Raw genomic sequence first — 22,176 nt, forward strand, 5'->3', positions numbered from 1 at the left:
GTCTGACGCCAGATTGAGGTTTACTGTCCAGAAAACTGTGAGGCAAAGCACGGTGCTGGTAAGTCGCGCATGTGGAAGCGAATAAAAAATAGAGGGTTAGGTGCGTGGCTAAAAAGCAGAATGTGCTGCTCTGCTGGGTGGGTGGCAACGACCTCAAGGCACTATCAGGAACTGATGCTGGGCCTGTACTTTCGACGCTGAGAGCAGAGTCTTTCGATCAGGTTGAATTGCTTTCTTCTTACCCGGCTGAGCAGGTTGAGCCCTACCTGGCCTGGCTGCGTGAGCAGGTAAATTCGCAGGTCAATCTCAGCTATGAATCGCTCACGTCCCCAGTGCATTTCGGAGATATCTACCAGGCTGCCAATGCACACCTAAAGCGGCTGCATGTCCCTGGCACACAGCTATCCATTCTGCTCAGCCCCGGCACCCCAGCCATGCAGGCGGTTTGGATTCTGCTAGGCAAGACCCGCTATTCAGTCACCTTCTACCAGTCCTCGTTAGAGCAGGGTGTGCAGAAGGTCGAGGTGCCATTCGAGATCGCGGCGGAATATGTGCCGGCAGCCAACACCATTACGGGTGACAAGCTGCTTCAGCTTGCTGACGGCCAGGCCCCAGTCAACGCGGCCTTTGACAGCATCGTTACTCAGAGTGAGCGCATGCTCAGGCTCAAGGCGCAGGCGCAGGTTCTTGCTCAAAAGCAGGTGCCTGTCCTGATCTATGGCGAAACGGGCACTGGCAAGGAGTTATTTGCCAGAGCGATTCACAATGCCAGTCCTCGTTCATCGGGGCCATTTGTTGCGGTCAATTGCGGCGCTATCCCCCCGGAGCTGATTGACTCCACATTGTTTGGTCACCGCAAAGGCGCATTCACGGGCGCTGTTGAGAGCCGTGCCGGTGTTTTCCAACAGGCTGATGGTGGAACCCTGTTCCTGGACGAGTTTGGTGAGCTGACTCCTGATGCCCAGGTGCGTTTGCTGCGGGTGCTGCAAGAGGGTGTGGTGACTCCGGTAGGGGATAGCCAGGAAGTCAGAGTGAATGTGCGATTTGTTACCGCTACTCACCGCAACCTGATGCAAACCGTCGCAGAAGGTGGTTTCCGGGAGGACCTTTTCTATCGCGTTGCCATCGGAGTCCTGCATCTACCGCCATTACGCGAGCGCGAGGGTGATCTGCTGATGTTGGCCGATTCTCTGTTGAGTAAGGTTGTTGCCGCTGACCGAAAACTGACCCAGTTTCGCCCATTGTGCTGACTGAAAACTGACCCAGGTGTTCCACTGTACCTGCTCAATTTTTGAGCAGGAGAACACAGGGTGATCAGCATGGAAATGATGGGCAAAATTCGGCGGATGTATTTCCGCGACAAGCTGTCGTTGCATGAGATAGCCAAGCGCACCGGCCTGTCGCGCAACACCATCCGAAAATGGGTCAGAGCGTCGGAGTCCAAGCAGCCGGTTTATCAGCGTCGAGCCGTGTTCAACAAGCTCAGTCCCTTTCACGAGATGTTGGAGCAGGCGCTGCGGGCTGATGCCTTGAGGGCCAAGCAACATCGTCGCAGTGCCAAGGCGCTGCTGGCCATGATCCGCGCTGAAGGCTATGACGGCGGCTACAGCCAGCTCACTGCCTTCGTTCGTCATTGGCGCGGAGAGCAAGGCAAGGCGGTACGGGCATTTGTGCCGTTGGCGTTCGCATTGGGCGAGGCCTTCCAGTTCGATTGGAGCGAGGAAGGCCTGCTGATTGGCGGTGTTTTCCGACGTGTCCAGGTCGCGCACATGAAGCTATGTGCCAGCCGAGCCTTCTGGCTAGTGGCCTATCCCAGCCAAGGGCATGAAATGCTGTTCGATGCCCATACCCGCTCATTCGCCGCCATGGGCGGCGTGCCGCGTCGCGGCATCTACGACAACATGAAAACGGCGGTCGACAAGGTCTCCAAGGGTAAAGGCCGCACGGTCAACGCTCGCTTCATGGTGATGTGCTCGCACTACCTGTTCGACCCGGACTTCTGCAACGTAGCGTCCGGCTGGGAAAAAGGTATCGTCGAAAAGAATGTCCAAGATAGTCGGCGCCGCATCTGGCTGTCTGCCTGCGACAATACCTTCCATAGCTTCGAAGAGTTGAATGCCTGGCTTGCCCAGCGCTGTCGGGCTCTGTGGCACGAGCTGATCCATCCGCAGTACAACGGCCTCACCGTTGCAGAAGTCTTAGAACTGGAGCGCGTCGAAATGATGCCGATGCCGACGCCTTTCGACGGTTATGTAGAGCGCACGGTTCGCGTTTCCAGCACCTGTCTGATCAACGTGGCCCGCAACCGCTATTCAGTACCCTGTGAGCGTGTTGGCCAGTGGGTCAGCAGTCGGCTCTATCCCTCGCGAATCGTCGTGATTGCCGATGATGGTGTGATTGCCAGCCACGAGCGCCTGTTTGATCGCGATCAGGTCAGCTACGACTGGCAACACTATATCCCCCTCATTGAGCGTAAACCGGGAGCCCTACGCAATGGTGCCCCGTTTGCCGACCTACCCAAGCCACTACGCCTGCTCAGGCGCGAGCTGCGGCGGCATCTACAGGGTGATCGGGTCATGACCCAGGTCTTGGCCGCCGTGCCCGTCGCTGGCCTGGATGCTGTCCTCGTAGCGGTTGAGCTGGTTTTGGAATCTGGCAGCCTGAGCGCTGACCACATCCTCAATATCGTGGCCCGTCTGACCGCCCGTGAAGCACCACCCTCGGTCGAAACCAACCTGCAACTGAAAGTTACCCCTATCGCCAATACCGCGCGCTATGACCGGTTGCGCAGCACAGATGAGGAGGTGCGCAATGCGTGATCTTACAGAGGAACTCAAAGACTTACGCCTGCACGGCATGGCCACTGCCTGGGCAGATCTGGCCGCACAAGGTGAATCCACCACCGCCTCATCGAAATGGCTGATCGAGAATCTCCTCGATCAGGAACACGCCGACCGGGCAGTGCGCTCGGTACATCATCAGATGAATATGGCGAAACTGCCCATGCACCGCGATCTTGCTGGCTTCGACTTCGGTGTATCCAGCGCTGATGCCCGGCTGATCAAGGAACTGTCCACTCTGACCTTCACCGACACAGCTCAAAATGTGGTGTTCATCGGCGGCCCTGGCACCGGTAAAACGCACCTCGCCACCGCCCTGGCGGTGGCCAGCATCACCCAACACAACAAGCGTGTACGCTTCCACTCCACGGTCGATCTGGTCAACCTGCTGGAGCGTGAGAAGCACGAGGGTAAGACAGGGCGTATCGCCCGAGGACTACTGCGTGCAGATCTGGTAATCCTTGATGAGCTTGGCTACCTACCTTTCAGCCAGAGCGGCGGGGCCTTGCTGTTCCACTTGCTCTCTAAGCTTTACGAGCACACCAGTGTGATCATCACCACCAACCTCAGCTTCGCCGAATGGTCGAGCGTATTTGGCGACGCCAAGATGACCACGGCCTTGCTCGACCGATTGACCCACCACTGCCACATCGTCGAGACGGGGAATGAATCGTACCGCCTGCAAAACAGCACCTTAGTGGCCAAGACCAAGATCCAGGCGAGGGAGCGCAGGCGACAGGATATCGAGGAGGCGGAGGACGACCCGTTTTGACCTCTTTGGGCTGGCCTTGCTGAGTGCAGGGTCAGCACTTTTACGACGCTGTCGACTGCTAGGCTTATCCACAATTGCCGGGGTCTAAATCGGCAAGCAGCCCTGGGTCATTTTTCAATCGGCAGGGTGGGTCAATTTTCAATCAGCGCCGACAGGTGGCATCGACGATGGTGCCCTGGCGCAACGACAGGCCCTTGTCGCGCAGGTAATTGTTGATGGTTTCCAGAATCCCCGAGGCCAGTTCGTGCTTCTCCAGCAGGTGCCGGAAATTCATGATTGTCGTGTCTTCGGGGATCGGAGCACTGAGCGTCAGACGAGCGAACTGGCGCATCGAAGTGATCTCGTACAGCGCCTCTTCCATGGCGGGATCGCTCAAAGAGAACCAATTCTGCAGCAGGTGAATGCGCAGCATGGTTTCCAGAGGATAAGGCTTGCGGCCACCGCCAGCCTTTGGGTAGTGAGGCTCGATCAACGCCACCAGTCCACTCCACGGTACCACCTGTTCCATCTCGGCCAGGAAACGCTCGCGACGGGTTTGCTTGCGCTTGCCGGCGTACTCGAAATCGGAAAAGCTCATCTGACTCATGGGATGGCGGACTTGTAGAAGGCAGTTGGACGGAGGGCTATTTCAGCACAGGTCAGATGGCCTGTGCTGACTTGATCGGAGAATCCCTAATTCGCCCAGTCTAGGGGGCTATAGATCGCCAGTCATCAGTAGCTCTCTCAGTATGCTGAGATTTTTCCTGATTTCAGCTTCTACCTTTCCAGAATAATCAAGTGCCTCAAGCGTATTCTTTGTTTGGTTCATTGCCTCTGCTATTATATCAATGGCAGTTTTTCTTGATGCTGCCATATTTTCTAGAGTCTGTTCCCCTGCATTTAGCATTGTTACGATATCTTGTTTGCTTAACTTATCATAATTCACGTTACGGAGTTGCTCTAGTATTAACTCTTGATCCGACATATATGATCCTCTTTATTATTATCGATTTGTTGTTTATGATAATATTAATTATTTCATTGTTCCAGAAAAAAACAGCTGGGATAGTGTATCATAAAAAATATATTTCGAGCGAATGGGGAAAGTCGGTCGAGCCATGCGCATAACCAATCCATGGCATTGGACGCACAGTATATCGTTACCGGTGGATAAATGAATTAACCGCTCAATCCACTAGGTTGCGACGACGCAATCAGTTCGTGGACGGTGCGGTTTATCTATTACCCCCTCTAGATAAATGAGCAGGGACAAACTTCGCCACCCAAGATAGCACTTTTTCTACCGGCATGGGTTTCGCAATACCATAGCCTTGCGCTACATCACAACCTAGGTTCATCAGCAACACTTCGTGCTCAACCGTTTCCACCCCTTCAGCAATAACCTCGCGGTTAAACGATTTCGCTAGGCCGATGATCGCCTTAGTCAGCCCCAAGCTGTCTTTATCGATGAGTATGTCGCGTATAAAAGATTTGTCTATCTTGATTGACTGCGTGGGCAGTTGTTTAAGGTAGCTCAGCGATGAATACCCGGTTCCAAAGTCGTCCAACGAAAATGTCACACCCAGATCCTGGCAAGCAATGAGGCACTGAGTGACATGTGGTAAGTGTTCTATCGCCACTGATTCGGTAATCTCAATATCCAACATCTGCGGCAAAACATTAGGGTGGCTGTCCAGCAAAAACTTTAGGGACTTTACAAAGTTTTCTTTTTTCAAATGTAATGCTGCAATGTTTACACTCACAGACCACGAATGACCCAAGTCCGCCCATTGTTCTATTTGACTGAGCGCCTGATCTATGACCCACTCGCCGATCTCCACGATCAGATCGCTCTGCTCAATCAACGGTATAAAATACTGCGGTAATATAAGTCCATCTCGCGGATGCTGCCAACGCAATAGTGCTTCAAAACCAATCACTGCCCCACTGCCCAAACTTATTTTTGGTTGATAATGCAAGCATAACTCACCATCATGTAACGCTTGGCGAACCCGTATTACGGTATCAAAAGCTGATTTATCCATCTTATCTTTTGATACATCAAACAAATGGAAACAGTTACGGCCACTTTGTTTGGCCTTAAACATAGCCTGATCGGCATGACGTAGCAGTGTATCGGCATTCTCATTATCGTTTGGATAGAGCGTCACACCGATACTGACGGAAATATTAATGCCTATGCCATCGATGATGTAGACCGCGGAAAGGGCAGCTAAAAGCCTCTGCAGGGCGCTTTCCAACACCTTGGGATCCCGCACACCCAAAATCAGCACGAACTCATCGCCTCCCAAACGGGCTACGGTATCTTCGATACGCATACTATGTTTCAGGCGATCAGCCACCGCCACTAACAGACGATCACCTATCTCGTGGCCATAGCGGTCGTTAATCTGCTTAAACCCATCGAGATCAAGCACGCCCACGGCAACCGTGCTGGGCTGGCTCTTTGCTTTGACAATAGCCTGATCAAGCGCTTTGGACAGCAAAAAACGATTTGGAAGACCCGTCAGCTCGTCGTGCTCAGCCTGCCATTGCAAGGTTTCCAGAAACTTCCGCTTTTCGGTCACATCGAAACGAATGGAAACGTATTTCTGCACCCGCTGGCTGGCATCATCGTACATGGGTACAATGGTGCTCTCTACCCAATACAGGCTGCCATCCTTTTTACGGTTGCAAATTTCACCTTTCCATACCTGCCCACGTGAAACTTTTTTCCACATATCAATAAAGAACTCAGGGGGATGCTGCCCTGAGTTTAGTATGCGGTGGTTTTGCCCAATCAACTCCTGTGCGCTATAGCCAGAAATATCACAGAACTGTTCATTGACATAGGTGATTATTCCGGATTTATCGGTTTCCGAGAAAATTGCTGCCGCATCCACCGCTGCACGGTATCTTGCACTCATATATAAACCTAATTCACCAAAATAGTCATAAGGTCACTACCTGTTGAACCGTTCAACCAACGAGTTTAAACCACGGGATGTACTTTCAAGTTCGCGGCCACGAATCACGGCGGAGTTAGCATTCTTCGCTGTTCTCTCAACCGTTCCCGCTACGTTATTAATCTGCCGAGCAATATCTTCAGCGACACTAGCCTGCTCTTCTGAAGCGGCTGCCATTTGCTGGCTCATACCACTGATCCGTTCAACAGCATCGCGAATGCCTTGGAGAGCACACTGCGCCTCTATAACTTGCTGTACACCGTGGTCGGCCTCGCGAATACCGAGTTTGGCAATGCTCACAGCCTCATCTGCGCCTTTTTTAAGGGTTTCAATGACGCTTTGAATTTGTTGAGTCGATACGCGGGTTTTAGCGGCCAAGGCCCGGACTTCATCAGCTACTACCGCAAAACCACGACCCTGCTCACCAGCCCTAGCCGCTTCAATTGCAGCGTTGAGAGCGAGTAGGTTGGTTTGATCAGCAATGGCTTGAATCACCCCCGCAGCAGCCATAATTTGCTGGGTTTCATTGGCAAGGTAATCCACAGCAGTGCTGATATTCGTGACGGTACTGGCCAGCAACTGAATGGCCTCACGGGAAGTACCGGCGACTTTATCACCTTGTTCAGCCAGTTCATTTGCTGCTTGCGCTTCCATGGCGGTTTTTTGAACATGCCCTGCCACTTCGTTGATTGAGGCCGCCATCTCCGTCATGGCGGCTGCCGTCATGTCCGTTTCCGCTCGCTGCTCCAGCAAGGCATTTTCAGTTTGGTTCGAGAGTAAGGAGGAATGCGCAGCGGCTTCAGCCACTTGGCTGGCCAGATCGCTTAGCCGAGTCAGTGCGGTTTTAAGGCGTGCATCCTCACTAATCAATATCATTTCCAACTGCGCTGAAGGGCCATACGTATCGCTGTAAGTGATGGCGCTAATCGGATCTGAAAAAGCGTCAGGGGCGCATTTCATGATATGACTCAACTGATGTTCCAGCCGCGTATAGGACCACCATCCTGTAACGAGAAAGAGCACGGCAGTTACCGCTTGTGCTGCCAGGCTTGGCAGCACGCTAGCCGCACCTATTGCCAACGCAGCCGCAGTTGCAGGTAAGACCATCCTCCTCATGAATGCCGCATAATGACGATTTTGGGGAATGGAATTTTTACCTGCACGCAACCGGTCATACAGCTTTTGTGCGCGATCAATTTGCTCCCGAGTCGGCTTGACTCTAACGGACTCGTAGCCTGTTAAGCGGCCATCTTCGAGAATAGGTGTCACATACGCACTGACCCAATAGAAGTCACCATTCTTGCAGCGATTCTTGATGATACCCATCCAGCTTTTGCCAGCCTTCAGATAGCCCCACATCAGCCCGAAAACAGCTGGAGGCATGTCGGGATGACGAACCAAATTGTGCGGACTGCCCAACAACTCTTCACGAGAATAGCCACTTATTCTCATAAACTCGTCATTCACATAGGAAATATTCCCATTCGTATCCGTGGCAGAGATCAATCGCTGCTGGATTGGAAATATTTGTTCAACGGTTGTGACAGGCAGGTTCGAGCGCAAGATGAGTCTCCATGAGTAATAATGGTATTATGCCATAAGGCGTGACTAAGGAAACTCCGAACAAGTTGCTCATCAGTCGGAAATGGGCGGCTTAGGGATGCCGAAAAGCCCGATTTCAGACGCTGATTATTGGATAACCAAGGCAAAGCCTTGGTTATCCGGACTCACGGGCGCACCTCTCCCGCACCAGACAATAATTGGCGGCGTGCCATCCACAGAGTCGACATTTGACGCCAGGTTCAATCCAGCTCCGCAGCAGCGGATCAGGAAGCGGATCAACGGGGCGGCCAAGATAAATACCAGCAGAAGCACCATCGCAGCCGGATCTGGCAATCATGGATTAGCTGAAGGCGTTCAGGACAGCCGGCACAGGCGGGTAAGTCGTCTGCCCACTTGATCTACCGAATAGCTTTTACCAGCAAGGCCACCGCAACCACTGCAGATACGATGGCAAACCCTTTTTGTAAGTTTGGCCCCGACAGCTTGGCAGCGACCAAGCGCCCGCAGATCATGCCGGCTAATGCTCCAATGGAAAATGGGATGGCAACTGCCCACTGCAAATGCCCAGTTGCCGAGCTTGCAGCAACGCCGGAAATTGAAACCAGCGCAATAACGGCTAGAGACGTTGCAAGCACTGACTGTGCTGTCAAATTGGTGTATCGCTGGAGCGCCGGCACCATCACAAAGCCGCCGCCCACGCCGAGCAAGCCAGAGAGCCCACCCGCGACAATGCCGGAAACGGTGAGAGCCCATGCACAAGGCCTCGTCCAGTTAAGCTTTCCTCGGTTCACGTCCAACTGACAAGGCGGTGGTTTGGATGTGACGGGGGGCTTCGACTCCGAGGAGCATGCGAGCGATCGTTGATAGACCCGGAACGCAACGTACATCAGCACGATGGCAAACATGATCGTCAACGGACGGTTAGGCGTGCGCTGCGCCAGCCAGAGACCAAGTGGAGAACAGACGATCCCCGCACCTGCAATTAAAAGCGCCGCTTTATAGCGGACGGTGCCATTTTTGAGTCCCATCACGGCACCCAGGGTCGCGGCTAAACCGACAGCCAGTAAACCAATTGGCCCAGCCTCCGCCATGCTCAACCCCACTCCAAACACCAGCAATGGAACAGCCAGTATTCCTCCGCCAGCGCCGGTCAGCGCCAGAATAACGCCAACAGTAAGCCCGAGCAGTAAGACGATGATCATCTCAGTCTCCTTGCTTTCAGATCTGATTCACAGGTCAGCCAACTCGGGTTTCGCCATCCACTCACGGCCCTTGAGCATTCCCTTCCAGTACAGGGGAGGAAGAAGTCGCTCCTTGAGCAGCCACGCCAGCCTCGTTGGCCGTGTACCGTCAATCAGCCAGGACGGGAAGCTGGGAGCGACCTTTCCACCATAGGTGAACTCAGCCAATACGATCTTGCCGCGCTCAACCGTCAGCGGGCAGGAGCCATAACCGTCGTAATGGGCGCCACCTTTCGCTTTGCCCATTGCAGCCAACACATTGTGGGCAACGACTGGCGCCTGCTTGCGGGCTGCTGCAGCGGTTTTTGCGTTGCTGGAGTTGGCGGCGTCTCCCAGCGCGTGAATATTTACCCAGGTTTTATGGCGCAGAGTGGCGGGGTCGACATCAATCCAACCAGCTGCGTCAGCTAGAGGGCTGACCCGAACGAAATCCGGCGCAATCTGCGGTGGCACTACATGAAGCAGATCGAAGTCTCGAGTAACAAGATGGGCGCTGCCATCCGGGTTGACGCAGTTGAACGTCGCAGTCCGCGCAGGCCCATTCACGCTGGTGAGGGTGTTGCCGAAATTCAGGTCGATACCATAGGCCTTGATGTATTCCATCAGTGCGGGCACGTAGTCGGGAACGCCGAACAGCACCGCGCCGGCGCTGCAAAACTCGATCTCGACTTTGTCCAATACACCGGTACGTTTCCAGTGATCAGCAGAGAGGTACATGGCTTTTTGCGGAGCCCCGGCACATTTGATCGGCATGGGCGGTTGCGTGAAAATGCCTCGGCCACCCCGCAGTTGCTGCACCAGTTCCCACGTATAGGGGGCAAGCTGATACAGGTAGTTTGAAGTCACGCCGTTGCGGCCAAGGGTGTCCGACAAACCTTCGATTGCATGCCAATTGAGCTTGAGGCCAGGGCACACGATCAGTTGCTCGTATTTGACGACCCTGCACCCTTCAAGAACGACGGCATTTCTCTCGGGTTCGAAAGCGGCGACCGCCGACTTGATCCAATGCACACCGCGAGGGATGGTCGAGGCCATCGTGCGGGCAGTTTGTGGCGCATCGAAGACACCACCGCCGACAAGTGTCCAGCCAGGCTGGTAGTAGTGCACATCGGCCGGGTCGATGATGGCAACGTCGAGTCCAGGTTCTCGTGCAAGCAAACTGGAAGCAGCCGCGATACCTGCCGCACCGCCTCCGATGATGACCACGGCATGCTGCGCCTCGGCCAGTTCGACCGGCGTGCGCCCCTGATTCGCGATCCGGCGAATGACGCCTTTCATATCGAACCCGGCTTTTTTGGCCGTCTCAACGATGTATGGCAGGGGTTGTCGACCCGCTTGTGACAGTGCCCACATCGTTGTCGAGCGCATACCGGAACGGCAATAGGCCAATACCGGTTTTGGAAGCGTTTCAAAGAGCTTGCCGAAGGCAATACCTTGCTCATCGGTCACTTTGCCTGATTCAGCAGGAAGGTAGTGCGCCTCAATACCGATCGCTTGGGCCGAACGTTTGATTTCGGCAAACAAGGGCTGATCGCTGCTTTCACCATCGGGCCGGTTACATATAATGGCGCGAAAACCAGCTTCTTTCAGTCCAGCCAATTGGTCGGGAAAAATTTGCTCTGATACAGACAGTCCAGGCACAAGGCAACGAATGTCCATGAGGGTCTCCGTTATAGGTATGTTTCTTATCGGTTGTTCGGGGATGCAACGTCAGGCGACGTTGAGCGGGATTTTCAGGTAACGCGTCCCGTTCGATTCGGGCTCAGGAAAGTGCCCGGCTCGCATGTTTACCTGAACCGATGGCAGGATCAGAGTAGGCATGTCCATCGAGGCATCTCGCTTAGTGCGCATCGCCACAAACTCCTCCTCACTGATCCCGTTACGCACATGAACGTTGTGCGCGCGTTGGTCTGCAACGGTGCTGACGAATTGCACCTCGCGGCCCCCTGGCTGATAGTCGTGGCACATATAGAGCAACGTATTGGCCGGCAGGCTCAGCACCTTGTTGATTGACTGGAACAGCGTGCGCGCGTTTCCACCGGGAAAGTCACAGCGTGCAGTACCGTAGTCGGGCATAAACAAGGTATCGCCAACAAATGCGGCCGTTTCGGTGCCGTCGCTGATCACATAAGTCATACAGGCCGGCGTATGGCCGGGTGTATGGAGAGCCTGGCATTGCAGCGTGCCGATGGTGAACGGTTCGTCATTGACGAACAGGTGATCGAACTGACTTCCGTCACGGGGCATCTCGCCAGCGGTATTGAACAGCGTGCCGAACACCTCCTGCACCGTCGAAATCTGGCTGCCGATCCCTATTTTCCCGCCAAGTTTCTCCTTCAGGTATGGTGCTGCCGTCAGGTGGTCTGCGTGGACGTGAGTCTCGAGAATCCAGTCGACTCTCGCACTGAGTTCTTTCACCCTTGCAATCAATTTGTCGGCAGAGGTTGTGCCGGTATGGCCGGACTTAGGGTCGTAGTCCAGTACGCTATCGATCAACGCGCAGTGGCGGGTCGCCTCATCCAACACAAGATAACTGACGGTATTGGTAGCAGGATCGAAGAATCCTTCGACGTGAAGTTTTACACTCATTGGCCTGTCTCCTTAGGGGCTTTTACCAAGCCGCTCACACTGAGGACTGACATAGCAATAAGCCTGCCAGACTCAAACGGAGCCAAGATATGGTCATATCTACTTGATTTTATTGATTTTATTTTTCAGTACGGTTTTGTTTTTTCTGTATTCACCTGGATTCACTGCCATTGGCAGTGCCTGTTGACAGAGGTGGCAGTGCCAGAACAGGATGAATGGACTGTCAGGAGCCACGATGAAGACTTACTTGCCCACCCCGACCCACCTACTCCCGCACTCGGATCAAGTGCAATCATTGGTTTCGTTCCTTGAGCACGAACCACAGCCGATGATCGTGCTTGATCCGAACTACAACATCCTGGCTGCCAACACGGCCTATCAGCGGCAGTTTGGCAGCGCTGACAAGCCCTTTATCGGCCATAAGTGCTATCAAATCTCACACCACTACGACGTTCCTTGTGATCAGGCGGGCGAGAACTGCCCGATGAAAAAAGCGCAGGAAATGCGCGGACCGGATCGTGTCCTGCACATTCACCACACGCCTCGCGGCCCGGAGCACGTCGACGTCGAACTACGCCCGATTCTGGACGACCACGGTGTTATCACTGCCTATGTGGAGCGTCTCACGCAGGTTCGCAGCGCCTCAGCGCGCCCCAGCAACGAAGGCCTGGTTGGCCGCTCGCCGGCCTTTAACCTTGCCCTGTCGGAACTGCAGCGGGTGGCCCCATCCATGCTGCCGGTACTGCTACTGGGCGAGTCCGGTACGGGCAAAGAGCTGTTCGCCCGCGCCGTACATGAAAACAGCGATCGAGCCACGGGGCCCTTCGTCGTCGTCGATTGCTCGGGATTGCCCGAAACGCTGTTTGAGAGCGAACTATTCGGCCATGAAAAAGGGGCATTCACCGGGGCCACCACGCGCAAGCCCGGACTGGTTGAAACGGCCCAGGGCGGCACCTTGTTTCTCGATGAGATTGGTGACGTTCCACTCGCCATGCAGGTGAAACTGCTGCGCCTGATCGAATCGGGCACCTATCGCCGTGTCGGCAGTGTCGAGACCCTTCACGCCAACTTCAGGTTAATTGCCGCGACCCACAAACCCCTTGAAAAGATGATGGAGAACGGAGAATTCAGGCAGGACCTGTACTACCGCATCAGCGCCTTCCCCATTCAGTTGCCCCCCTTGCGCAACCGGGTTGAAGACATTGGTTTGCTTGCGAATTCATTTCTACAACGTGCCAGTACCGGCAAGCGCCGGCTGACAATAGAGGCGGAGGCTCTGACACAACTACAGCGGCACTCCTGGCCCGGCAATATCCGCGAATTACGCAATGTGCTGGAAAGAGCCAGTCTGTTCGCTGACGATGGAGTGATCCGCTCCACACATTTGCCCCAGGCATCGGTGGCGATATCGCCTCAGCCCCCCGCCTCAACGCCTTTCGACGGCAGCTCGCTGGCGCAGATACTGGCCACCTTCAAAGGTACCCGCAGTGAACTGGCCAGGCACATGGGTGTTAGCGAACGCACGTTGTACAGACGACTGAAAGAGCAAGGTTTGGCCTGATCAATCGCCCTCACGCCCCACGACTGCCAACGACTGCCAATCGCTGCCACCCTGGCAGGTTGGCAGCGTGCTCACCCGGCAAGGCCTGCCGCACCTGCCAGAAATCACCGCTAAGCCACTGTTTTTAAAAGATAAAAAAGTAAAACAACCCCTTGGCATGCCGTGTGCATATTGGCAAGTCATGACCATTTTCGACAAACGACTTCGACGCCATCTGCTCACGGCAGTAGTGATCAAACTACTGGTGCTGACAGTGCTGTGGTGGCTGTTCATCCGGGATTCGCACGTCAGTGTCGACCCGAACATTATCGGCAACCGTTTCGGAGTACCCACCTTGACTCAAGGGGCAAGCAAGTGATTTCAGAACACCTGGTAGATTTGTCTCGGCTGCAATTCGCAGCCACTGCGCTTTACCACTTTCTTTTCGTACCGCTCACGGTTGGCATGGTGTGGCTGTTGGTCATCATGGAAAGCGTCTATGTGATGACCGGCAACGTCATTTGGAAAGACATGACGCGTTTTTGGGGCAAGCTGTTCGGCATCAACTTCGCCCTGGGGGTGACAACCGGTATCACCCTGGAATTTCAGTTCGGTACCAACTGGGCGTATTACTCGCACTACGTGGGCGATATCTTCGGTGCGCCGCTGGCCATTGAAGGCCTGATGGCGTTCTTCCTTGAGTCGACCATGATCGGTCTGTTCTTCTTTGGCTGGGATCGCCTGAAGAAAGAGCACCACTTGCTTGTCACGCTGCTGATGGCCATCGGTACCAACCTGTCGGCACTGTGGATTCTGATCGCCAATGGCTGGATGCAGAACCCGGTGGGTTCAGAGTTCAGTTACATCACCATGCGCATGGAGATGGTCGATTTCTGGGCAGTGGTGTTCAACCCGGTGGCCCAGGCCAAGTTTGTGCACACGGTGTCCGCCGGTTATGTCACCGGTTCGATGTTCGTGTTGTCAATTTCCAGCTGGTACCTGCTCAAGCGTCGTGATGTCGAGTTCGCCAAGCGCAGTTTTCGGGTGGCGGCGGCTTTCGGCCTGGCCTCGGTGCTCAGCGTCATCGTGCTTGGGGATGAGTCGGGGTACACGGTGGGTGAGGCGCAGCAAACCAAGCTGGCGGCCATGGAAGCCATGTGGGAAACCAAACCCGCACCGGCAGGCTTAACCTTGCTGGCCAGCATAAATGAAGCCGAGTCCAGAAATAACTGGGAAGTCGACGTGCCATGGGTAATGGGCTTGATCGGCACGCGCTCGGTCAGCAAGCAGATCCCGGGCATTCATGACATCAAAGAGAAAAACCGCGAGCGCATTCTGCGTGGCATTACTGCCGTCAATGCGCTTGAAGCCCTGCGGGCCGATCGCACCGACAAGGCGGCGTTCGACACCTTCGAAGCCTACAAGACGGACCTGGGCTTTGGCCTGCTGCTGAAAAAGTACGTCGAGGATGTCAACCAGGCCACACCGGCGATTATCGACAAGGCAGTGAACGATACCGTACCGCGCGTGACGCCGATGTTCTGGGGATTCCGGATCATGGTCGCCCTTGGTTTTGCCATGCTCCTGCTGTTCGGGGTGGCCTTCTGGAGCACCTTGCAATCGGCCTGTACACGCCGCCGCTGGCTGCTGCGCTGGGCACTCTGCATGCTGCCTGCGCCCTGGATTGCCTGCGAGCTGGGCTGGTTCGTCGCTGAATACGGCCGTCAACCCTGGACCATCTATGGCGTACTGCCCACCCACATGAGCGTCTCCACCCTGAGCATCAATAACCTCTATGGCTCGCTGGCTGGATTCGTGGCTTTCTACACCGTGCTGCTGGTGGTTGAAATGTTCCTGATGGTCAAGTTCGCCCGTCAAGGGCCCGGCAGCCTCAGAACCGGCCGTTATGCTCACGATGCCAACCTGAAGGAACTCCACCATGCTTGATTACGTCACCCTGAAAATTATCTGGTGGGCACTGGTCGGCGTACTGCTGATCGGCTTCGCCATCATGGACGGTCATGACATGGGGGTCGGCACCTTGCTGCCCTTTGTAGGCCGCTCGGACCTGGAACGACGCGTAGCGATCAACACCGTAGGGCCGCACTGGGACGGCAACCAAGTGTGGTTCATCACTGCCGGCGGCGCACTGTTCGCGGCGTGGCCGGTGGTGTATGCCACCGCGTTCAGCGGGTTTTACTGGGCGATGATTCTGGTCCTGTGGGCCTTGTTCTTCCGCCCGGTGGGCTTCGACTATCGCAGCAAGATCCACAATGCCAAATGGCGCAGCATCTGGGATTGGGGCCTGTTCGTCGGCGGGGCCGTGCCGCCACTGGTGTTCGGGATCGCCTTCGGCAACCTGCTGCAAGGCGTACCGTTCCACTTCAATGACATGCTGGTATCGACGTACACCGGGAGTTTCTGGCAATTGCTGAACCCCTTCGCACTGCTGACCGGTGTGGTGAGCAGTGCAATGATCACCTTGCAAGGCAGTACCTACCTGGCGCACCGCACTGAAGGCGTTATCCAGGCCCGCGCCATCAAGGGCGGGGTCGGCGCAGCGCTGGTGCTGCTGTGCACATTCATCATTGCTGGCGTGTGGTTGCAGTCGATCGAAGGCTATCGCATTACCTCGGTAGTGGACATCGCCGGGCTGCCGGACATTCTCAACAAGACCGTGGTACGCGACGCCGGGGCCTGGATGGCCAACTATGACCATTATCCAGCGTTGTGGCTGCTGCCCGCGCTGGGCATGGCCGGCGCCGTCGGTGCCACGCTTTTGCTGCTGATGCGCCGTACACTCGCCGCGTTTGTCGCCTCGTCGCTGGCGGTGGTCGGGGTGATCAGCACCGCCGGTGTGTCCATGTTCCCGTTCGTCATGCCGTCATCAACCGTGCCGGCGGCCAGCCTGACCGTGTGGGACAGCGTGTCCAGCCATCTAAGCCTGGCAATCATGTTCTGGGCAACGTTGATTTTCATGCCGCTGATCGTGATCTACACCTCGTGGGCCTATCGCGTCATGCGCGGCAAGGTCACCGTGGCACAGATCAAAGCCAACGAACATTCTGCCTACTAAGGCCCTCAGAGGAGCAAGGACCATGTGGTATTTCGCCTGGATGCTGGGAGTCGGTTTTGCCTTACTGCTGGCCATATTGAATGCGATGTGGGGCGAGACCGAAGCCGGTCGTGCCCAGAGTGACCGTGACGAGGCACAGCCATGATGACGCGGGTCGCCGACGCCTCGGCGTCCTCACGCCTCCACCCGCTGAGCCTGCTTATCGCGATCGCGATCATGCTCGTGTGTACGCTCTATCCGCCGCTGATGGCGGCCCCGGACGGGAAAGCTGATCACGGGCTGGCAACGGCCATGTTCGTGGCGATGAGTGTGGCCTTTGTCAGGGGCGTGGGCTTCGTGCCGCGAGCGTGCGTTTGGCGCTGGCTGTTCTCGGGCTGGACCTGCTGTGTTGCGCTGGCACTGGCTTGCTGGGTAAAGTTTGCAAATTGAGGGCTGATGACTGAACTCTTGAGTTCTCAACATAAAGACAGTAGCACTACCTATTTCCAGTTAGGGAAATCCTGAAGAAGACTTCCCGATTTTGCCAAAATGCCTGGACTCCACCTGCCGAGTTTTCCGATGTAGTAACTGACCTTCGCCCATGCCGAATACGCCGGCAAGAGTAAGCAGACCCGCAAAGAGCTGTTTCTGATCGAGATGGTTCAGGTGGTGCCGTGGAAGGGTTTGATTCCGTTGATCGGGCCGCATTACCCGAAGGGCGAAGGTGGTCGTCCGGCGTATCCGCTGATGGCGATGCTGCGCGTACATTTGATGCAGAACTGGTTTGGCTACAGCGACTCGGCGATGGAGGAAGCGCTGTACGAGACGACCATCCTGCGCCAGTTTGCCGGACTGAGCCTGGAGCGCATTCCGGATGAAACCACCATCCTCAACTTCCGCCGCTTGCTGGAGAAACACGAACTGGCTGCCGGCATCCTGGCTGTGATCAATGGCTACCTGGGAGACCGAGGTTTGTCGTTGCGCCAAGGCACTATCGTCGATGCCACGCTGATCAATGCGCCAAGTTCGACCAAGAACAAGGACGGCAAGCGTGACCCGGAAATGCACCAGACCAAGAAGGGTAACCAGTACTGTGTGTCACGAACACAGGTCGTATGACCTGTGATGCTGTACCGAAGATGGAAGTAGGCCTTCCGAAGTCGGCTTGCAGGAGCAGGCTTCAAACCACCCGGTGCTGCTGCATCCAAAAGGTGCGGTGGTGAGCGACCGAGGAAAAGTCATCCCATGATGATGGCAGGTGAGTATGGAGAAGATGAGCGAGAGCAAACCGTCCGATGACGCATCGTTATTCCCTAAAGTGCTGTCGAAACTGAGGTTGAGTATTGGCTTCAGGACGAGTTGGGGCGTTACCTGCTTACGGCCCCAGTGGCAGCCGGTGTAAAGGCGGCATGATCTTCATACAGGCTTGGGTACGGAACGTGAGAACCTTGTTCCAGATGCAAAGGAAAATGACAAATGGCTAAAACCATGAGGAAGAATACCAATGCTGGAATAAGGGGCGGAGCCTCCTGTAGTAGTGATGAAGGCTTTGTAATGAAGCTGGAGCGAAGGGGAGGCGTTATCCTGTCAACGAACGCCGCCAACCTCAGGGGATGAGCGGTGTGAGTTCGAACAAACCTTACAACATAGCGAAGCGCGTGATATGGGAGGCCTATCAGCAGGTCAGAACCAACCGGGGAGCTGCTGGAATCGACGATGAGACCATTGCCGATTTTGAGCGGAACCTGCCGAAGAATCTTTACAAGCTATGGAATCGAATGTCGTCGGGGTCTTATTTCCCGCCGCCGGTCAAGGCTGTTGAGATACCGAAGGCATCGGGGGGTATACGCAGGTTGGGAGTGCCGACGGTCAGCGACCGTATCGCACAAACTGTAGTCAAACTCCTCATCGAGCCAAAGCTGGATGCGCTTTTCCATCCGGACTCATATGGATACCGACCAGGACGTTCAGCCAAACAGGCCATAGCGATCACACGCGAACGCTGCTGGCGATACGACTGGGTGGTGGAGTTTGATATCAAGGCGGCTTTCGATCACATTGATCATGAACTGCTGATGAAAGCGGTGCGAACCCATATCAAAGAGGATTGGATACTGCTGTACATCGAACGATGGCTGGTTGCTCCATTCGAGGCAGCAGATGGCGTTCGCATTCAACGCGAACGTGGCACCCCGCAAGGCGGCGTGATCAGTCCCATGTTGATGAATCTGTTCATGCATTACGCCTTTGACGCATGGATGCAACGAAATAGCCCAAACTGTCCTTTTGCCCGGTATGCCGATGATGCGGTAGTGCATTGTCGTAGCCAGAGGCAAGCAGAACACGTGATGCGTTCAATCGCTTCACGTCTAGCGGTTTGTGGCCTCACGATGCATCCCGAGAAATCGAAAATCGTGTACTGCAAGGACAGCAATCGACGCGCAGGGTATCCGCATGTGAGCTTTACCTTCCTTGGTTTCACTTTTAGACCTAGGAAGGCAATCGGCCAGCAGAACAAGCTTTTCACCAGCTTCCTTCCGGGAGTCAGTGCGCAAGCGTTGAAGCGGATGCGGCGAGCAGTGCGCGAGTGGCGGGTCAGCCGCCAAACTCATGTGACGCTGGCTGCTGTGGCTCGGCTTTACAACCCAGTGATACAAGGTTGGTGGCAGTACTATGGCGCGTTCTATCGGACGGCCATGCTTGGTATCTTTCGACATATCGATAGCGCGCTCAAGCGTTGGGCCGGTCGTAAGTACAAAATACTTCACGGGCGCAAGCGGCGTATATCTGAATGGTTGGACACGGTGCATAAGGCTGCCCCTCGACTGTTTTATCACTGGCAAGTAACCGAGCAACAGGTTGGATAACGGGAGCCGTATGACGCGAGAGTGTCACGTACGGTTCTGCGAGCGGCTACGGGGGCAGTTCCTGTGGCCGACTCACCACTTCGGCATGAAGGCCCACATCGGTGTGGATGACGAGTCGGGGCTGGTGCATAGCGTGGTTGGCACGGCGGCCAACGTGGCGGACGTCACCCAGGTCGACAAACTGCTGCATGGCGTGGAGAACGTCGTCTGCGCCGATGCCGGTTACACCGGGGTCGAAAAGCGCTCAGAACATGCGGGCCGCGAAGTGATCTGGCAGGTCGCGGCGCGTCGCAGCACATACAGAAAACTCGGCAAGAACAGCCCGCTCTACAAAGCCAAGCGCAAGATCGAAAAGGCCAAGGCGCAGGTGCGGGCCAAGGTCGAGCACCCATTCCGGGTGATCAAGCGCCAGTTCGGTTACGTGAAGGTACGCTTCCGCGGCCTGGCCAAGAACACCGCGCAGCTGATGACACTGTTCGCACTGTCGAACCTGTGGATGGCACGTCGACATTTGATTGCCACCGCAGGAGAGGTGCGCCTGTAATATGGGAAATGGCCATTGCGAGATGCTCGCGACGGCCAAAAAAGGAGGATTGAGTGGGCTATCTGTCCGGTTTTTGATCGATTGTCCGCTTTCAAAATCGGCAAGGGCTGAAGTTGGCGCGAAATATCCGGCTACTTCAGACCTTCCCTCGGTGATATTGGTTCTGCTTTTAACGATATGCCATTGTCGTGCCCGGTAGAAGGTAATTAGGGATTAAGCTGTACGATGGTGTGAGTATTCGGCGGTCACCCAGCCGAATACTTGATTATGTACGTGCCCTACAGCCTACGGAAGGCTGTTCTCTTATGTTGATCTTATTTGATGGATGCTTGAATATCGTCAGTACGGGAAGTGTCCCATGCCGAAGGTTCGTGCTCTGGTTGGCTTTATACGCAGATATTGCTCCTCCTTGGCTAGATAGCGCATTGTGTTTATGACGTTTTCGCAAGCCTGCGTATCGGCTCGCTTAATGGTGCCGATTCCGAGTTTTGTATATTTTTGTTTGTCTGCGTTGCAGTTGAAAAAGTAACCCCGTCCACCCGTTATTTTCTCCCAGAGAGCGCCTATCTCCTGCGCCTTGTGCCAGTCACTATAAACGTGCGCGCTGTTAAAGAAGAAGGCAGTATGGATGTGGAAGCCTTTGTTCTTGCCTTGCTCTACAGACCAAATATAGCCAGTTTCATATTCGAAGATCGGATTGCGTTCGCGAGATCTAATCAGAGTTGCTAAGTCTTTGAATAGATCTTCGATACGTAGTAAAGGGTCAACTATTTCCAAATAATGAAGGTCTACTCGAACGACGACAGTACGTGAGTAGCGGTTAAGTACTGCGCGGGTGTAGGTTTCCACGTCCGCTTCGCGCTGTCGTGCTTGGTAACTACGGTCACTCGCTTTGCGCCTGTATCCAGGCTCGCGCGTTAGCTGCCTGACTCTGTTTACTAACTTGTTCATAGAACTGTGAAAGCTGAGGTAATAAAGGCCCGTAGGGTCTAGGCATACGGGACCAACTGGGCTGCGCTCAAGACCGACTTCACTACAAGCTCTCCAAAATAATTTGAGGTGCTCACTATATTCGTAGTGGTCCGTGTGGATGCTGAGCAGATGCTGAATGTTGAAGAAAAGCCCAGACAGGCTGCTGAGCTCTATGTGCTCATAACCAGTGGTGCTCTCGGTAATATGAAAGGCTGGTTCGCTAGTGTTCTCAATCATCTTGACGATATTTTCGATCTGAATCGAAGCTCGTGATTGCGAAGTGTTGAATGGTGCTTTTGGGGTTTTGTTGTTCATGAAAGTTACTGATATGTTGTGAAGACATATCAGTAACTTGTTGTGTAGGATTTTACTGGCTCCAGTGCTTTGCATGTGAGTGCGTGCTATTTTTTAAGTTATTGTTTCTTCTGGTAAGCTGTATTGTTAGATTGATGTGGATCAAAAGCTGGCCCAATATAAATAAAACCAAGTTACATTTTATTTTTTTATCGTGATGTTGGGGTGTCGGCCTGTGAGTTTGTCGTGTTTCTTTGGGGGATTACAAGTTTATTTGTGTGGGAGTTATCTGAGATCGCGATCGACAATCAGAGGTGACAAAAAATCGTGGAGGAGCCAGTATCGACAGCCGTTGATCTGTCCAAGCAGGGATATACTAATCGGCACCAACCAGAGCCAAAGGGCGTACCTCCAACCGTAAGCGCGCCATGAACCCCACATTCAAGACGCTTGGCTGATCCCGGATGCTGTGCTCCCGATTTCTTTCTGGAGCCCGCCCGCCATGATGCGCCCCGACGCCAAAGTGGAAAAAGCCTACCTCTACCCCAAGCCCGTAGACTTTCGAAAATCCATCGACGGCTTGGCCGCCCTGGTCGAACTGGACATCAAGGTGGCCGTGTTCGACCCTGTGCTCTTCGTCTTTCTGAATCGCCACCGTAATCGAGTGAAAATACTTTATTGGGGTGTGTCACGAACGCTGGCGTCAGCCAGCGATGCTGTATCAAAGATGGGAGTAGGTCTCCCGAAGTCTGCTTGCAGGAGCTGGCTTCAAACCACCCGGTGCTGCTGCGTCCAAAAGGCGTGGTGGTGAGCGACCGTTGGAAAAGGCGCCAATGAAGGCGTCAGGTACGTATTGAGAACCCGAAGCCATTTCGGTGGCACAAGAAGGCCGAGGACATCCTTGCCTCAGTCGCTCGCGCGGCGCGAGCGCTGGGCAAATGATTTTCAGTGGTA

17 protein-coding genes and 5 pseudogenes are annotated in these 22,176 nt (G+C 54.7%); 13 read left to right on the plus strand and 9 right to left on the minus strand.

Translation table 11 applies throughout. The features are described 5' to 3' along the window. The first annotated feature begins 104 nt into the window (after nucleotides 1-104). From LT948_RS20145 to istB, 3 genes are all read left to right on the plus strand, one after another. Nucleotides 105-1,250, plus strand: a complete 1,146-nt coding sequence (locus LT948_RS20145) for a sigma 54-interacting transcriptional regulator (RefSeq protein ID WP_200928550.1) — start codon at nucleotides 105-107, stop codon at nucleotides 1,248-1,250. Between the two features lie 69 nt (nucleotides 1,251-1,319). Next, a complete protein-coding gene (gene istA / locus LT948_RS20150) occupies nucleotides 1,320-2,819 on the plus strand; it encodes an IS21 family transposase (RefSeq protein ID WP_166525001.1) in 1,500 nt (499 codons plus the stop codon). Next, nucleotides 2,812-3,612, plus strand: coding sequence for an IS21-like element helper ATPase IstB (istB, locus tag LT948_RS20155; RefSeq protein WP_200928549.1), 801 nt, complete (start codon nucleotides 2,812-2,814; stop codon nucleotides 3,610-3,612). Before istA ends, istB begins: the two co-directional genes overlap by 8 nt. A 154-nt stretch (nucleotides 3,613-3,766) precedes the next feature. On the opposite strand, the pseudogene LT948_RS20160 reads toward istB, so the two are convergent. The 8 genes and pseudogenes from LT948_RS20160 to LT948_RS20190 all read right to left on the minus strand — a co-directional run. Next, nucleotides 3,767-4,198 (minus strand): annotated as a pseudogene (locus LT948_RS20160) (IS5 family transposase); the annotation flags it as partial. Between the two features lie 108 nt (nucleotides 4,199-4,306). Continuing rightward, on the minus strand, nucleotides 4,307-4,576 hold the full coding sequence (locus LT948_RS20165) for a hypothetical protein (RefSeq protein WP_012274344.1): 270 nt from the start codon (nucleotides 4,574-4,576) through the stop codon (nucleotides 4,307-4,309). Between the two features lie 250 nt (nucleotides 4,577-4,826). After that, nucleotides 4,827-6,518 (minus strand): putative bifunctional diguanylate cyclase/phosphodiesterase, encoded by a 1,692-nt coding sequence (locus LT948_RS20170; RefSeq protein ID WP_232197113.1) that lies wholly within the window; start codon nucleotides 6,516-6,518, stop codon nucleotides 4,827-4,829. 36 nt (nucleotides 6,519-6,554) lie between these two features. Beyond that, nucleotides 6,555-7,673: a methyl-accepting chemotaxis protein gene (locus LT948_RS20175; protein WP_371918259.1), complete on the minus strand. Its 1,119-nt coding sequence runs from the start codon at nucleotides 7,671-7,673 to the stop codon at nucleotides 6,555-6,557. A gap of 168 nt (nucleotides 7,674-7,841) precedes the next feature. After that, nucleotides 7,842-8,024, minus strand: a pseudogene (locus LT948_RS33355) (PAS domain-containing protein); the annotation flags it as partial. A 494-nt stretch (nucleotides 8,025-8,518) separates the two neighbouring features. Beyond that, nucleotides 8,519-9,322: a sulfite exporter TauE/SafE family protein gene (locus LT948_RS20180; RefSeq protein ID WP_041167218.1), complete on the minus strand. Its 804-nt coding sequence runs from the start codon at nucleotides 9,320-9,322 to the stop codon at nucleotides 8,519-8,521. Between the two features lie 27 nt (nucleotides 9,323-9,349). Further along, nucleotides 9,350-11,020, minus strand: a complete 1,671-nt coding sequence (locus tag LT948_RS20185) for a bifunctional protein tyrosine phosphatase family protein/NAD(P)/FAD-dependent oxidoreductase (RefSeq protein ID WP_232197114.1) — start codon at nucleotides 11,018-11,020, stop codon at nucleotides 9,350-9,352. 51 nt (nucleotides 11,021-11,071) lie between these two features. Then, nucleotides 11,072-11,950 carry an MBL fold metallo-hydrolase gene (locus tag LT948_RS20190; RefSeq protein WP_014753621.1) on the minus strand — a complete coding sequence of 293 codons (879 nt, stop codon included), beginning with the start codon at nucleotides 11,948-11,950 and terminating at the stop codon, nucleotides 11,072-11,074. A gap of 235 nt (nucleotides 11,951-12,185) precedes the next feature. On the opposite strand from LT948_RS20190, the gene LT948_RS20195 reads away from it, so the two are divergent. The 9 genes and pseudogenes from LT948_RS20195 to LT948_RS20235 form a co-directional block, all read left to right on the plus strand. After that, nucleotides 12,186-13,511 carry a sigma-54 interaction domain-containing protein gene (locus LT948_RS20195; RefSeq protein WP_070087346.1) on the plus strand — a complete coding sequence of 442 codons (1,326 nt, stop codon included), beginning with the start codon at nucleotides 12,186-12,188 and terminating at the stop codon, nucleotides 13,509-13,511. Between the two features lie 67 nt (nucleotides 13,512-13,578). After that, nucleotides 13,579-13,869: a cytochrome oxidase putative small subunit CydP gene (gene cydP / locus LT948_RS20200; RefSeq protein ID WP_070087345.1), complete on the plus strand. Its 291-nt coding sequence runs from the start codon at nucleotides 13,579-13,581 to the stop codon at nucleotides 13,867-13,869. Next, nucleotides 13,866-15,437 (plus strand): cytochrome ubiquinol oxidase subunit I, encoded by a 1,572-nt coding sequence (locus tag LT948_RS20205; protein ID WP_014753617.1) that lies wholly within the window; start codon nucleotides 13,866-13,868, stop codon nucleotides 15,435-15,437. Before cydP ends, LT948_RS20205 begins: the two co-directional genes overlap by 4 nt. After that, on the plus strand, nucleotides 15,430-16,566 hold the full coding sequence (cydB, locus tag LT948_RS20210) for a cytochrome d ubiquinol oxidase subunit II (protein ID WP_070087344.1): 1,137 nt from the start codon (nucleotides 15,430-15,432) through the stop codon (nucleotides 16,564-16,566). The genes LT948_RS20205 and cydB overlap by 8 nt, the downstream gene beginning before the upstream one ends. 22 nt (nucleotides 16,567-16,588) lie before the next feature. Then, nucleotides 16,589-16,711 (plus strand): cytochrome bd-I oxidase subunit CydX, encoded by a 123-nt coding sequence (cydX, locus tag LT948_RS20215; RefSeq protein WP_014753615.1) that lies wholly within the window; start codon nucleotides 16,589-16,591, stop codon nucleotides 16,709-16,711. Next, nucleotides 16,708-16,995 carry a cyd operon YbgE family protein gene (locus LT948_RS20220; protein WP_070087343.1) on the plus strand — a complete coding sequence of 96 codons (288 nt, stop codon included), beginning with the start codon at nucleotides 16,708-16,710 and terminating at the stop codon, nucleotides 16,993-16,995. The genes cydX and LT948_RS20220 overlap by 4 nt, the downstream gene beginning before the upstream one ends. 138 nt (nucleotides 16,996-17,133) lie before the next feature. Then, nucleotides 17,134-17,637 (plus strand): annotated as a pseudogene (locus tag LT948_RS20225) (IS5 family transposase); the annotation flags it as partial. A gap of 521 nt (nucleotides 17,638-18,158) precedes the next feature. Then, nucleotides 18,159-19,426, plus strand: a pseudogene (ltrA, locus tag LT948_RS20230) (group II intron reverse transcriptase/maturase). A 59-nt stretch (nucleotides 19,427-19,485) separates the two neighbouring features. After that, nucleotides 19,486-19,956, plus strand: a pseudogene (locus tag LT948_RS20235) (IS5 family transposase); the annotation flags it as partial. Nucleotides 19,957-20,295: 339 nt separating this feature from the next. Here the strand turns inward: LT948_RS20235 and LT948_RS20240 are convergent. Beyond that, on the minus strand, nucleotides 20,296-21,243 hold the full coding sequence (locus LT948_RS20240) for a YagK/YfjJ domain-containing protein (RefSeq protein ID WP_099774192.1): 948 nt from the start codon (nucleotides 21,241-21,243) through the stop codon (nucleotides 20,296-20,298). A gap of 481 nt (nucleotides 21,244-21,724) precedes the next feature. Here LT948_RS20240 and tnpB point away from each other — a divergent pair, with 481 nt between their 5' ends. After that, nucleotides 21,725-22,033, plus strand: coding sequence for an IS66 family insertion sequence element accessory protein TnpB (gene tnpB / locus LT948_RS20245; RefSeq protein ID WP_232197115.1), 309 nt, complete (start codon nucleotides 21,725-21,727; stop codon nucleotides 22,031-22,033). Nucleotides 22,034-22,176: the final 143 nt, after the last annotated feature.

The sequence above is a fragment of the Pseudomonas sp. CP-1 genome (assembly GCF_021213715.1).
In the GTDB taxonomy this organism is placed as follows: domain Bacteria; phylum Pseudomonadota; class Gammaproteobacteria; order Pseudomonadales; family Pseudomonadaceae; genus Pseudomonas; species Pseudomonas aeruginosa.